Here is a 13419-nt window from a genome sequence, read left to right on the forward strand (position 1 = left end):
ACGAGATAACTCAGGTGCGCTACACGCCGGGACAGTGAAAACATCGACGCATGGTTGAGCGGGCATTGAGTTTCGGGGGTGCGGCTGCGGCGTACGAGCGGTTCCGGACGGGGTATCCGGACGAGCTTGTGGACAAGGTCCTGGAGTACGCCGGCCGGGCGGTGAGCACCGCATTGGAGATCGGGGCGGGGACCGGGAAGGCCACCCGGGTGTTTGCCGCGAGGGGGATCGCGGTGACGGCCACAGAGCCGGACGCGGCGATGCTCGAGGAGTTGCGCAAGCAGGTGCCGTCGAGTGTCACCGCGGTGCAGGGCGCGTTCGAGGATCTGCCGCTGACTTCCACGTTCGACCTGGTCTTCGCAGCAGCGTCATTGCATTGGACCGATCCGACCGATCGCTGGACGCGCGTGGCTGCGCTGCTCAACCCTGGCGGGATCCTCGCGTCCTTCAACGGGCCGCTGTATCTCGCGGACAAGGACCTCGACGAGGCTGTCGTCCTCGCCAGGTCGGAATTCGTGGCGGACGACGGCATTCCGTCACGTGATGGCACCGCGGAGGAGTGGCCCGGGACGGACCTGCTTCGCTCGGACCTCTTTACCGACGTACGCCGGACCTCCATCCAACGGCGTACGACGTTGACGGCAGCGGACTACATCGGCCACCTGTCGACGCTCTCGGCGTACCTGCTGCTTCCCGGCAGGACGCGGGAACTGGTCTTCGAGCGGATCGCCGCCGTGCTCCCGGACGAGGTGACCCTGGTCTCCGACCTGACGCTCCACCTGGCGAGACGGTCCTAGACGTCGTACTCGTCCGGCACGCGCATGTTCGGCCCGCCGACCTGCAAGCCGAGGGGCTCAGCGCGGCCGGCTGGTTCCTCCCACTCCTCCTGGCGGCCGAGGACGGTGAGGTCGAGGTAGCGATAGCCGTTGTGGAAGTCCTCGATCCCGCGGCCGTACGTCGCGTAGGTGTGGAAGACCTCGTCATCAACCCGCAGGAACGCGCTGATGCCCGGCATGTCCATTCCACGCCAGTCCTCGGTCCACGGTCCGTCCGACAGCGGCGCACCTGAGCCGGCGATATCGGCCATCTCGGCTTCGGTGCGGAACTGCAACAGCACCGGCGCGATCCGATCGTCGAGCGTGGCCTGGAAGTCGTAGTTGAAGTCACCGCCGTACGACGAGTACCACGGGAACGACCAAACCATCCGGTCCCGATAGGCGGCGAGCTTCGCGTACGGCGCCCGCGAGACCGCAACAAGCGTCGTGTTGCGCACCTGCAACTGCCGCAGCTTGCCGATCCCGTCGGCGGCGGAGGAACAACTCGTGCAGCCCGTGCCCCAGTCCGGATCGAACATGAAGTGGTGCATCACCAACTGCTGCCGGCCCTCGAACAGGTCGAGGAGCCCGACCGTCCCCTCCGGCCCTTCGAACAGGTATTTCTTGTCGATCCAGACCATCGGCAACCGGCGGCGATCCGCGTTGAGTCGATCCCGCGCCCGCGTCAGTTCCTTCTCCTTGGCGAGCAACTCCCGCCGCGCCGCGAACCATTCCTCCGGCGACACGACCTCCGGCAGATTGCCGATCTTGCTCATCCCGAACCTCCCAACAGATTCCTTCCGGTACCCATCCGGCGGAACTTCAGCGGGCTGCGCGGATCCAGGCAGTGGTCACCCGGGTGATGAGCGCCGGGTCGACCTTGGCCGGAGCAGGGCTCGGGGCGACGTACTTACCGGCGGTAACATGCCCGATCAGGGTGATGTCGAAGGTCTCTGGGTCGTCGCTCACCGCCAGGTCGATCGGGTTCGCCACGGGCAGCTCGGCCATCGCCTTGAGGGTCGTCGCGAGCTCGGCGTCGGTGATGTCCCTGGCGATGGTCAGGTTGGCGGACTCCGGGCCGACCTGTACCTCGGTCACGCCGGCGAGATCGGCGACGGCCGCGTGGATCCGGTACTCCGCACCCGCGTCGAAGAGCGAGCCCCGGAAGACCGGTCGGCCGAGATGCCCGACGTACCGGGACGATCTCCTGATCAGTTGGACCGACAGATACGAATCCCAGACCGAGCGCAGGCTCGCGATCGTGGCGACGTACCCGGCGCGATCCTTCACGGTGACGGTCTCCGGCTTCGCCACGCCGTCGTCGTCGCGAAGGTCGATCCGCGTCACGCCGGGGATCTTCACCAGCGGCCCGATCAGCGCCCGGACCTGCGGAGTGAACGCCTTGGTGAAGAGGGTGTGCGGTGCCCGGACGGGTCCCCAGCCGAGCTCGAGCTTCTTGAACTGCTCAGTCGTCACGAGCTTCGGCAGGCCCGTGAGCAGCGCGTCCAGCTCGATGTCCGCCGCCGCGAAGTAGATGCCGGCCAGCCGGTCCGGCGCCTGGATCCACCCGGTCAGCCCGGGGTACTTCGCCTGAAGGTCGGCGAACTGCTGCGTCGCCACCCGATCAAGGCGGAACCCGAGGCCGGGACTGTCGGTCCATTCGACGACGACCTGCCGGTCCACCGACTCGACCCGGTGCGTACGCCGTCCGTCGTCGCTCTGTGCGGCCTGATCGAACCCAACGGCCACCGCAGCCACCGCAGACGCCGGCGCCGTCACGATCGGGCCCGACGAGCCGTACGTCGACGCCGTCGCCCGGCCGTCCTTGCGCAGCCAGAGCACCCGCTCCAGATCGGAATCCCGCACCGCCCTCCTCGGCGGGGAGAATCGGGCACGGAAGTCGTCGATGGCCAGCTCGATGCTGTTGTAGTAGTCATCGTCGTACCGATCGAAACCCCGCTTGACCTCGTCGACCAGGGTGGCGACGGCCTGGTCCGGCAGCCGCTTCGCCAACGTCAGGACGATCAGCTCATCGTTGCCGGCGGCCACGACCTCGGCCTTCTCCACACCATCCAGACCGCGCAGCCACTCGAGCCGGTCGGCAGCTGCCTCCTCAGGCGTCTTGGCGCACGCCGTCAGCAGCCCCAGTACAGCGCCGCCGGCCAGGGTCCCGAATGCACGACGGCTGAGACGCATGCCGCGATTCTCTCCGCGGCACGGGTCAACTCACTCGCCGTTCCAGGCGGCCAGGACGCGCATAGAACCGCTGGTGACCCGGATCTTGCGGTCGCGGAGGGCGCCGAGACGTTCCACCGGTGGGATCAGGCGCGAGACCGGGTTCAGCAGTTCGCGGACGCGGGTGCCGATGAACGGCAGGGCGTAGTACTGGTACGCGCTGTCAACGCTCCGGACCGTGTAGCCGGTGCGGTTCAGCAAGGTGGTGATGGTGCCCGGGTCGTAGTAGCTGACGTGTTCGGGGATCTTGTACGAGACCCAGCGGGAGCCGGAGACGCGGGACAGCAGGCTCTTGATGTTCGGGGTGACCATGACGACCAGGCCGCCGGGGCGGAGCAGCTTGCCGGCCTGGCGCAGGAAGTCGGCCGGCTCGGTCAGGTGCTCGATCAGGTGCGACCCGAAGATCACGTCGTACTTCTGGTCCTGGATCTCGGGCACTTCCTCGAGCAGACCGAGGAACACGCGGTCCGGGTGGCGCTTCGCGGCCCACTCGACGGCCATCGGCGAGAGGTCGATCCCATACGCGTCGTACCCGGCCTCTTCCGCAGCCTGCAGGAAGTAGCCGTACCCGCAGCCGACCTCGAGGATCCGGCCGCTCGGGATGAACTCACCGATCCGGCGGACGTCCTCACGGAACGTCGCCAGGTACTCTTCTTCCTGGTCCTCGTACTCCGAGTAGCCGGTCCCTGCCTCGCCGTCGAAGTACGTGTCGCCCTCGTAGAGAGCACGCAGGGTCTCGGGCGTCGGCGTGGGCACGAGCTGCACGAGCCCGCAGGCAGGGCACTCCTCGATCCCGTAGCCGCCCTTCTCCCCCCGCCGCCGGAACGGCCCCTTCTCGGCACACAGAATGCAGACGCTCGGTCCGTCGCTCATCAACCAGTCCCCTTTGTCCCAAACCCCAGTGCAGACCATCGTCACGTCGAGGCTCCGGGGGCCACCAGACCCGTTTCGTACGCGAGTACGACGGCCTGGGCGCGATCACGGAGTGACAACTTGGCGAAGATCCTGGCGACGTGAGTCTTCACTGTCGCCTCGCTGAGGGTCAACTCGGCGGCCAGCTCGGCATTGGACAGTCCGTGTCCCATCAGCGTCAGTACTTCGAGCTCCCGCGGCGTCAGGGCGGCCAGGTCACGATGTACGGCGGGTGGCGTCGCCACCGAATCCCCGGTCGCGAACCGCTCGACCAGCCGTCGCGTGATCGAAGGCGCGAGCAGCGCGTCACCGGTGTTGACCAGCCGGACGGCGGCCGCGAGGTGCTCGGGTGTGACGTCCTTCAGCAAGAATCCGCTGGCTCCCGCGGCCAGAGCGGCGTACACGTAGCGGTCCAGGTCGAACGTGGTGAGGATCAGTACTCGGCAGTCCGGCGACTCGGCGAGGATGCGCCGGGTCGCCTCCAGGCCGTCCATCGTCGGCATCCGGATGTCCATCAAAACGACGTCGGGCTGCAGCCGCCGGACCGCATCGACGGCCTCGCCACCGTCGGCGGCCTCACCGGCGACCTCGATTCCTCGCGCGGTCAGGATCATCCGGAACCCGGTCCGCACCAGCGCCTGATCGTCCGCGATCACCACCCGCGGCGCACTCACGGCCGCTCCAACGGGATCTTGGCCCGCACGCGGAACCCACCACCGAGTCGGCGCCGTGCATCGAGGTCGCCGCCGTACACGGCGACCCGCTGCCGCAGTCCGAGCAAGCCGCGACCCTCGCCGTCCGGGCCGGGTGGACGTCCGCCGGAGAGCACGCTCGGCCCGGAGTTCAGGATCTCGATCCGCAGCGCGTGGTCGGCGTACCGGACTGTCACCTGCGCCTGCACCCCGTCGCCGTGCTTGAGCGCGTTCGTCAGCGCCTCCTGGATGATCCGGTACGCCGTGACGTCGACGCCGGCCGGGAGCGGTCGCGGCTCCCCGGAAATCCGTACCTCGACCGGCAGTCCGGCGAAGGCGATCCGGTCGATCAACGGACTGAGCCGGCTCAGACTCGGTTGCGGGGCCAGCGTCTCGTCCTGGCCTTCCGCCGACGGTGCGAGCAGACCGAGCAGGTGCCGGAGCTCCTTCATCGTGTCGCGGCCCGCCGCCTCGACTGCGAGCAACGCGGCTTCGGCATCGGCCGGCTCGCTCGCGAGCACATGGCGGGCGGCGCCGGCCTGGATCACCATCACGCTCACGTTGTGGCTGACGATGTCGTGCAGGTCCTGGGCGATCCGGGCTCGTTCGGCGTCGACGGCGTTCTTCGCTGCCGTCTCCCGCTCGCGTTCGAGCAGCCAGCCTCGTTCCTCGAGCGCCCGGGCGTGCGCCCGCCGGGCCCGGACCAGCGCGGCCGCGAGCAGTCCGGCGGCGAGCACCGCCACCACCGCAACGATCAGCCAGACGACGTTCCGCACAAGAACACTGTCCCAGTGGCGGTCCGGGTTCCGCATCATCCGCGGGCGTACATCTGCAGGATGACCCGCCGCGGACGTTACCTCCGCAGGCTGACGCCCGGCGGGCACCGGTGCTCCTAGCGTGAACCCATGACCGATGACGAAGGCAACGGACAGGCGGTCGTACGGCTCACCGCCGTACGCAAGGAGTACGGCGAATCCGTCGCGCTCGACGGGGTTTCACTAGAGGTCAACTCTGGCGAGGCTGTGGCCGTGATGGGACCGTCCGGCAGCGGCAAGTCCACGCTGCTCAGCATGGTCGCCGGACTCGACCGGCCGACCTCGGGGACCGTCACGGTGCACGGCGAGGACCTGGGCGCGCTGAACGAGAAGGGTCTGGCGCTCTACCGGCGCCGGCGGATCGGCATGATCTTCCAGTTCTTCAACCTGCTCGACGATCTGTCCGCCCTGGACAACGTCGCACTGGCCGCGCAGCTGACCGGGACATCTGCCTCACAGGCCCGCAAACGCGCCCTCGAACTCTTCGAGGAACTCGGCATCGCCGGTCGCCGGAACACCTATCCGGCCCAGCTCAGTGGTGGCGAACGACAACGGGTCGCCGTCGCCAGGGCGCTGATGAACCGGCCCGCCGTCCTGCTCGCCGACGAACCAACCGGTGCACTCGACACCCGTGCCGGTGAGCAGGTGATGGACCTGCTGCTGGACCTCAACCAGATCGGTCAGACCCTGCTGCTGGTCACCCACGACCAGCAACTCGCGACCCGCTGCGCGAGCCGAGTGATCGAGGTAGTCGACGGGCGGATTGCCGGCGAGCGCGCTTTGGAGCGTACGCCGTGAGCGCCGTCTGGCCGGTGTCGCGAGCAGCGGTACGACGGCGGAGGCTGCAGACGATCGTGATCGGTGTGGTTGTCGCATTGTCGACAACGATGATCGTGGTGGCGCTCGGACTCCTCGCGGCGTCGAGTGGTCCCTTCGACCAGGCGTACACCCGGCAGAGCGGTGCCCACCTGGCCGCGTCGTACGACCGGACCAAGGTCACGGACGCGCAGCTCACCGAAGCGAGCAAGCCAGCAGAGGCAGTGGCCGGTCCGTTCGCCATGGCGACGGTCGCGCTGGGCTCGGGGCAGCAACCCGGTCAGCCTGATTCGATGGTGACCGTCGGGCGGGCGGATTCCGGTGGGCCGGTGGACCGGCTGAACGTATGGAAGGGCCGGTGGGCGGACAAGCCGGGCGAGATCGTGCTGAACCGGAACCCGGTCGAGTCGAGCAACGGACCCGGGGCCATGACGTTGGACTCCAAGCTCACGGTCGCGAACGGTGGGCCGACGCTGACGGTCGTCGGGTTCGCGTACAGCGTGAGCATGTCGGCCGATGCCTGGGTCGTTCCGGAGCAGATGACGGCGTTGCATCCGACGGCGAGTCAGATGTTGTACCGCTTCGCCGATGCCGCGACGAACGAGCAGATCACCGCCGGCCAGACCGCCGTGACGACCGGACTGCCGTCGGGGGCTCTGCTGGGGACGCAGTCTTACCTTGCATTGAAGGCACTTGCGACTGGTGAACCGAACACATTCGTGCCGTTCCTGATGGTGTTCGGTTGGCTCGGACTGGCGGTGGCCGCGCTGATCGTGGTCAACGTGGTCAGCGGTGCGGTGGTGGCCGGCTTCAAGCACATCGGCGTACTGAAGGCGCTCGGGTTCACGCCCACGCAGGTGATGACGGTCTATCTGGCGATGATCTCGATCCCGGCGATCGTCGGGTGCGCACTCGGGGTCGTCGCGGGCAATCTGCTCGCGGAGTCCTTGCTGACAAGGGCTTTCGAGAATTACGGCGCCGGCGGCATCGGCGTACCGCTGTGGGTGGACGTGGCTGCGATGGTCGGCGTACCTGTCCTGGTCGCGTTGTCCGCATTCGTACCCGCACTCCGCGCACGCAGTTTGTCGGCAGCGCAGGCAATCAGCGCGGGCAGTGCTCCTCGTGCCGGACGCGGTCTGCGTGCGCAGCGCTGGTTGAGCGGCATCCGGCTGCCGCGGCCGGTCAGCCTTGGCCTCGGTCTGCCGTTCGCACGCCCGGCGCGCAGTGCGCTGACGCTGGCTGCCGTCGTACTGGGGGTGACAAGCGTGACGCTGGCGGTGGGGCTCGGGACGTCGCTGACCAACTACCAGACGGCCGCCAGCCGCGTGGGGGCGGTCGACCTGACCATGTTCGCGGGTACGTCGGGACCGCAGCCACCGTCGGAGGACGGGCCGCCGGTCGCGAAGTTGAGCGATCCGGAGGACGAGGCGCTGCTGCGGTCCACCGCGGGAGCGCAGTACGTGACGGCGAGTGCGGACCTCCCGATGCGGTTGGCCGGGACGAGTCAGGACCTGCGAGTGTCCTTCTATCGTGGGGATTTCGAGCACCTTGGCTACCGGCTGCTGGAGGGGCAGTGGTTCGACGGACCGGGGCAGGTGGTCGTGTCCGAGCGGTTCCTGCGGCAGCGGGCGCTTGCCGTCGGCGACACGATCACGCTGGACTCGCAGGGCAAGAGCGTTCGGGTGCGGATCGTCGGCAAGGCCCTCTACAACTCGGGCGAAGAGGTGCTGTCCAACTGGGCGACTCTGCAACTCGTCGCACCCGAGACGCGGGCGCAGTTGTACGAGGTCCAGCTCCAGCCGGGCACTGACCTCGGCACGTACGTCGAGGCGGTGCAGGCCGGCGATTCGGGGCTGCAGCAGACATCGGGTCAGGACGCGGGCACGTTTGTGACGGCCGTCCTGGTGACCGTCATCCTGCTGACCTTGATGCTCGGGACCGTGGCCGCGCTGGGCGTGTTCAACACCGTCGTACTGAACACCCGCGAGCGGCGGCGCGACCTCGGGATGCTCAAGTCGATCGGTATGACGCCGGCCCAGGTGACGTTGATGGACGTGACGTCGATGGCCGCGCTGGGGGCGATCGGGGGATTGCTGGGCATCCCGCTCGGCATTGTTGCGCACCGGCTGGTCGTTCCGGCGATGGCGAACGGCGCGCAGGTCGACGTACCCGACTTCATGCTCGACGTGTATCCGCCCCAACTCCTCGCTGTGCTGGTCTTGGCCGGCATCGTCATCGCCGGCCTCGGTGCGTTGCTCCCGGCTCGCTCGGCGGCCCGGACGACGATCGCCGAGGTTCTGCACAACGAGTAAGAGGGTTCTCAGACGCCCTCTAATGTCGGCGGCCGTTGATAAGAAGTCGGGCATGACTGATCGGGCGCGTGTGGTGGTATCTGTGACGGCGTCGGTGGACGGCCGGGTGACGCTCGGGCGCGACCGGCTGCTGCTGTCGGAGGAGGCTGGGCGTGTATGGCGCTCGATGCAGCCGGATGGTGCGGACGCGGTGTACGCGGCGCGGAACGCTCTGCTCGAGGAGTTGTACGCGCCGACCGCGATCCTCGAGGGCAGCGGCACCTTCGTCACCGAGGATGCCGCGCCGCTGGAGCTTCCACCGGCGGCCGACGACGGACTGTACGAGGACTATCTGCCGCCGGAGGTCGTTGAACACCCAGACCACCGCAAGTGGTTCACGGTCGTGGACGGTCGCGGTCGCGTGCACTGGGATCAGAAAGGCGGCGAGGGCATTGATCTCCTGCTCCTCGTCGCCCGCGCGACCCCACCGTCGTACCTCGCCTATCTCCGCCACGAAACCATCCCCTACCTGGTCGCCGGCGACGATCGCGTCGACCTCGCGTTGGCGCTCCGCAGCATGCGCGACGCCCTCGGCGTCACCCACGTCATCTCAGAAGCCGGTGGCACCCTGAACGGCACCCTCCTGCGCGCCAACCTGATCGACGAACTCCACCTCGTCCTCCTCCCCACCGCCATCGGCGGCCGCGGAGTCCCCACCATCTTCGACGGCCCCGAACTGACTCTCGACCAATCACCAACCCAACTCCGCCTCCTCACCAGCAACACAACCCCCGAAGGAATTCTCAGCCTGCGTTACGAAATCCTGGGAGACTCCTCGGATGGATGAGGTGGTGCGGGGTAATCGGGTGGTGTGGGAACGGGCCTCGGGCAAGCATGTTCGGGAGTACGACGAACTGTTGGCGCAGGCTCGGGACGGGGGGCGGTTGTTTGCGCGGGAGGCGGAGTTGTTGGGGCCGTTGCTCGCCGATCGGCCTGTGGTTGTGCACTTTCAGAGCGGGCATGGGCTGGATGACGTGGCGTTGCTGAACGGTGGGGCGTCGCGGGTGATCGGGGTGGACTACAGCTCGGTCGCGGCGGGGGCGGCTCAGCGGCGTGCGGTCGAGCTGGGGGTTGCCTGCCGGTACGTCGTCGCCGAGGTTCCCGGCGTACCCGTGAAGGACGGGTCTGTCGACCTCGTCTACACGGGCAAGGGTGCGTTGATCTGGATGCGCGATATCGGTGCGTGGGCGCGGGATGTGGCTCGAGTACTGCGGCCGGGCGGGAGCCTGTTCGTGTACGAGGCGCACCCGACGGTTCCGCTGTGGACCTGGGACGAGGACGAGCCGCGGATCCGGCCGGACCGCAGCTACTTCGCCGAGACCAACGTCAACGACACGTTCCCCGGCAACGGCGCCCGCGAATGGCAGTGGAACCTCGGCCACATCGTCACCGCACTCGTGGCGGCCGGCCTGCGCCTCGACGTACTGGAGGAGTACGCCGAACCGTTCTGGCGACCCGCCGACGGCACCAAGGCAGCCGCCTGGTCCGGCCGGCTCCCCAACTCCTACGCCCTAGTCGCTCACCGGCCCGCCTGACTTGCGGCCCTGGATCACGAGGTACTCGGACGGCAGTACGACGCCACTCCCGCTCGGACTGCCGTCCCGCGTGAACAGGTCGACCAGGTCTGCCCGCAGAGCCGGCCACCGATCACCCAATGCCTGCCGCGCCAGCATGACCGGGCCGAACTTCGTCCCGTAGCAATCGGCCGCGGCCTCCGGCGACTCGTGCTGAAGCCCGGCGAGCTCACGGCTGAACTCGAGCTCGATCCCGGTGCCTTCGAACATCTCCCGGACGTGGTCCTCGTCGCCCCAGGCCAGTGGTGGATCGGCGAACTCCGGCGCGGGCGGGACATACCCAGCGACCACGCGGAAGAACTCGCCGATCGACCCTTCCGGCGTCCAGGCGCACAGTCCGATCCGGCCGCCCGACCGAAGTACCCGGGCGATCTCGTCGGCGACGACCTCGTGCCGGGGCGCGAACATGCACCCGAACGTCGACAGTACGACGTCGAAATGCTCATCTGCGAAGGGCAGCTCCTCGGCATCCCCTTCGATCCATTCGATCTCGCGATCCCCCGCACGTTCGCGCGCCGTCGCGAGCATCGCGGGCGTCAGATCCAGCCCGGTGACCCGTGCTCCCGCCGCCGCGGCCGGAATCGTCGCGTTCCCGGTCCCACAGGCCACGTCCAGTACGTCCTCACCACGCTGAACGGCGACCGTCCGCACCAGCCGCGCTCCGGCCTCGTACAGCCCCTCTTCCTGCAGCATCGCGTCATAGTCCCCGGTGGACCAGGTGTCACGCACCGATTCCTTGTACTGCGCCAGCAGCTCCATGCTCAGCAGCATCGACCAGCCGGCGATCCGACCGCTTCACCTGTTCAGGCCATCTACAACAGACCCAGCTGAGTGGCTCGGGACACGGCCGCGGCGCGCGTCGAGCAGTCCAGCCGCGTGTAGATGTTGGCCACATGCCGATGCACGGTGTGCTCGCTGATCACTAGGCGACCGGCGATCTCGCGATCTCCCAGGCCGCCAGCGATCAGACGCAGGACTTCGACCTGCCGCAAGCTCAGCACCGTGCCTTGCAGACCGAGCGAGGTCAGCAATTCGGCCTGATCCCGTCTCGGCACGGCGACCGCTTCAAGCGCCGTACGGGCCTCTCGACGAGCCGCATCGGTGCGGCCGAGCGCCAGCAGGCTCCGCGCGAGCTCCAACCGGGCATGCCCTGCCTCGAAGGGAGCCATGCCGTCGAGCAGGTCGACCGCATCCTCGAAGCACCCGCACGCCTTCGCATGATCGCCGGCCGCAGCGGCCTGAAGTCCCTCACCGAACCGCGCCGCCGCACGCAACGGCGGCGTAGCTACCGTCGCCGCGATCGAGCCGAACTCGGCCAGATGGATCGCCGCCGACTCGTTGTCACCCAAGGCCGTCTCGGCCCGGACGAGAAGCTCGAGCGGCCAAGCGCGAGCAACCGATCCCGCCGGAATCCGCCGCAACATCCGATCCAGCACGTCCCGCGCGGCGGCCGGGTCGTTCCGATCGAGGCAGAGCTCGGCCACTCCGCGCTTGGCGAGCGGATGCGACGCGACCTCGTCGAACAGCGCCGCTGCCTCAGCCGCCCGACCTTGCCGTCGCCGAAGCTCAGCAAGACGTACGACGGCCTCGGCCCGCCAGTACGGGCGTTTCGCGGTCAGGTCTTCGCGAGCACCGATCAACTCCAGCTCGGCCTCGCTCCACCGACCGTGCCAACTGAGGATGGCCGCATAGTGCGCCCGGCAGACACCGGTGACGAAGCGGGCCTCCATCCGTCGACTGAACTCCTCGATCTGCCGGCACCACTGCGCGCCGCGCTCGTAGTCGCGAATCTCCTCACACGCGGACATCAGCCGGCAACACGTCCACGCGGCCGGCGCGAGGCTCTCGTACTCCCCGCCGAGCGCGGCCGCCGTCGCCTCGTCAAGACAGCGCATCCCCTGCTCGACGGCGCCGTCCTCCACCAGGGCAAGGCCCTCGGTGGCCAGGCTGAACATCTCCAGATCCACCGCGCCATGCCGCCGGCCGAGCTCGCGGGCTTCACCGGCCAGTTCCCGCGCGCGCTCGGTGTCATGGCCTCCGAGCGCGGCGTGCGCTTCGAACACTCGGAGCCATCCGAGCTCCGGACAGGACTCCAACTCGTCGAGCAGCCGCGCGGCCCGGTTGAACCATCCCTCGGCAACCGCCCCAGCGCCGTAGAACTCGTTGTGATCGTCGCCGAGCCACAACGCCATCCTGGCCGCGCCCCGCGCATCACCCGCCTGCCGATACAGCCGGTACGCCTGCTCCCGCGCATCCAGGCACGCAGCGGCGTCCTCGAGCCACCAGGTCGCCCAGCTCAGTCCCTCCAACGCCTCAGGAGTGACCGCCGCCTCCAAGGCGGCCTCGAACCGAGCGCGGGCGACCGGCCAGGCCCCCTGCGAAAGCGCAACCCGGCCAGCCTCGACAGCCTCGGCGTACATGAGGACCTCCTATCCCGCCGTCACCGGCGGCGCAAGGGTTGACAATGTCTACGTGACTGCCATCCCGTTGCGTGAGCGGCTGATCGAGGCCGGCGTCGAACTGCTCGAGGAAGAAGGGCTGGCGAATCTCTCGCTGCGCGCGATCACGCGTCGTACCGGCGTCTCGCACGGCGCACCGCGGCGCTACTTCCCCACCCACAACGCGCTGCTCGCCGCCATCGCCGCCACCGGTCTGACTGACCTCGCGAGTCGTCTCCAAGCCGACGGCGTACGCCGTGGGTCCCCTGAAGAGCTGTTGGTCGAGGCGGCCGGGCGCTATCTGGACTTCGCCGCCGAGCGGCCGGGGATGTTCGATCTGCTGTTCAGGCACGATCTGCTGGAAGGCGCCGGCGGGAATCTCCGCCAGCAGTCCCTCCCGCTCTTCCAGGTCTTCATCGACCTGGTCGCCCAGGTTCACTCCGACGATGCCCGCGACCGCGCCATCGCCCTGTGGACCAACATCCACGGCCTGGCCACCCTTCGAGCCACCCGAGCCCTCGACCTTCTCGCCACCACGGACCTCACCCCGATGGTGCGGCACGTCGTCCACGCCCACCTCAGCCGCTGAGGGCCATCATTGACCGTCACCGTTCCTACTGAGCGTCATCGCAGTGACGCGGCAGGTGACATTTGGTGGGAATTTGGTAGGGACCTACAGAAATCGTGCGGAGAGTTCACGAAAAAACCGCACGAATGATGTAACGACGGCCACACTGTGCCGATAAACGGGTGAGCGACCTGGTGGGGGGC

13 protein-coding genes are annotated in these 13419 nt (G+C 68.3%); 6 read left to right on the top strand and 7 right to left on the bottom strand.

Annotated elements, in window-relative coordinates; translation table 11 throughout:
* Positions 1-50: 50 nt before the first annotated feature.
* Complete coding sequence (locus E0H75_RS02025) at positions 51-797, top strand: class I SAM-dependent methyltransferase (RefSeq protein WP_131511304.1); 747 nt, start codon at positions 51-53, stop codon at positions 795-797.
* Here E0H75_RS02025 and E0H75_RS02030 read toward each other — a convergent pair.
* From E0H75_RS02030 to E0H75_RS02050, 5 genes are read right to left on the bottom strand one after another with little or no spacing between them, the layout of a single operon-like run.
* Positions 794-1591: a DUF899 domain-containing protein gene (locus tag E0H75_RS02030; protein WP_131511305.1), complete on the bottom strand. Its 798-nt coding sequence runs from the start codon at positions 1589-1591 to the stop codon at positions 794-796. The two genes, E0H75_RS02025 and E0H75_RS02030, sit on opposite strands and share 4 nt — an antisense overlap.
* Positions 1592-1637: 46 nt before the next feature.
* Positions 1638-3011 (bottom strand): hypothetical protein, encoded by a 1374-nt coding sequence (locus E0H75_RS02035; RefSeq protein WP_131511306.1) that lies wholly within the window; start codon positions 3009-3011, stop codon positions 1638-1640.
* Positions 3012-3041: 30 nt separating this feature from the next.
* On the bottom strand, positions 3042-3923 hold the full coding sequence (locus E0H75_RS02040) for a class I SAM-dependent methyltransferase (RefSeq protein ID WP_165553388.1): 882 nt from the start codon (positions 3921-3923) through the stop codon (positions 3042-3044).
* A 41-nt stretch (positions 3924-3964) separates the two neighbouring features.
* Positions 3965-4636, bottom strand: coding sequence for a response regulator (locus E0H75_RS02045; protein WP_131511308.1), 672 nt, complete (start codon positions 4634-4636; stop codon positions 3965-3967).
* The gene (locus E0H75_RS02050; RefSeq protein WP_238162767.1) at positions 4633-5430 is read right to left on the bottom strand and encodes a sensor histidine kinase; all 798 of its coding nucleotides are present in this window, start codon (positions 5428-5430) and stop codon (positions 4633-4635) included. Before E0H75_RS02050 ends, E0H75_RS02045 begins: the two co-directional genes overlap by 4 nt.
* Positions 5431-5559: 129 nt before the next feature.
* Between E0H75_RS02050 and E0H75_RS02055 the strand changes: the two genes are divergently transcribed.
* From E0H75_RS02055 to E0H75_RS02070, 4 genes are read left to right on the top strand one after another with little or no spacing between them, the layout of a single operon-like run.
* Entirely contained in the window at positions 5560-6267 is a 708-nt protein-coding gene (locus tag E0H75_RS02055; protein ID WP_131511309.1) for an ABC transporter ATP-binding protein, read from the top strand.
* Positions 6264-8597, top strand: coding sequence for an ABC transporter permease (locus E0H75_RS02060; protein WP_131511310.1), 2334 nt, complete (start codon positions 6264-6266; stop codon positions 8595-8597). The genes E0H75_RS02055 and E0H75_RS02060 overlap by 4 nt, the downstream gene beginning before the upstream one ends.
* Before the next feature lie 52 nt (positions 8598-8649).
* Complete coding sequence (locus E0H75_RS02065) at positions 8650-9423, top strand: RibD family protein (RefSeq protein ID WP_131511311.1); 774 nt, start codon at positions 8650-8652, stop codon at positions 9421-9423.
* Entirely contained in the window at positions 9416-10171 is a 756-nt protein-coding gene (locus tag E0H75_RS02070) for a class I SAM-dependent methyltransferase (protein WP_131511312.1), read from the top strand. The genes E0H75_RS02065 and E0H75_RS02070 overlap by 8 nt, the downstream gene beginning before the upstream one ends.
* On the opposite strand, the gene E0H75_RS02075 is transcribed toward E0H75_RS02070, so the two are convergent.
* Together E0H75_RS02075 and E0H75_RS02080 are read right to left on the bottom strand one after the other, a co-directional pair.
* Entirely contained in the window at positions 10148-10969 is an 822-nt protein-coding gene (locus E0H75_RS02075) for a class I SAM-dependent methyltransferase (protein ID WP_165553390.1), read from the bottom strand. The two genes, E0H75_RS02070 and E0H75_RS02075, sit on opposite strands and share 24 nt — an antisense overlap.
* Before the next feature lie 53 nt (positions 10970-11022).
* Positions 11023-12630 (bottom strand): LuxR family transcriptional regulator, encoded by a 1608-nt coding sequence (locus tag E0H75_RS02080; RefSeq protein WP_131511314.1) that lies wholly within the window; start codon positions 12628-12630, stop codon positions 11023-11025.
* On the opposite strand from E0H75_RS02080, the gene E0H75_RS02085 reads away from it, so the two are divergent.
* Positions 12629-13237: a TetR/AcrR family transcriptional regulator gene (locus E0H75_RS02085; RefSeq protein WP_131511315.1), complete on the top strand. Its 609-nt coding sequence runs from the start codon at positions 12629-12631 to the stop codon at positions 13235-13237. The genes E0H75_RS02080 and E0H75_RS02085 overlap by 2 nt on opposite strands.
* Positions 13238-13419 lie beyond the last annotated feature (182 nt).

It is taken from the genome of Kribbella capetownensis (assembly GCF_004331485.1).
Classification (GTDB): Bacteria; Actinomycetota; Actinomycetes; order Propionibacteriales; family Kribbellaceae; genus Kribbella; species Kribbella capetownensis.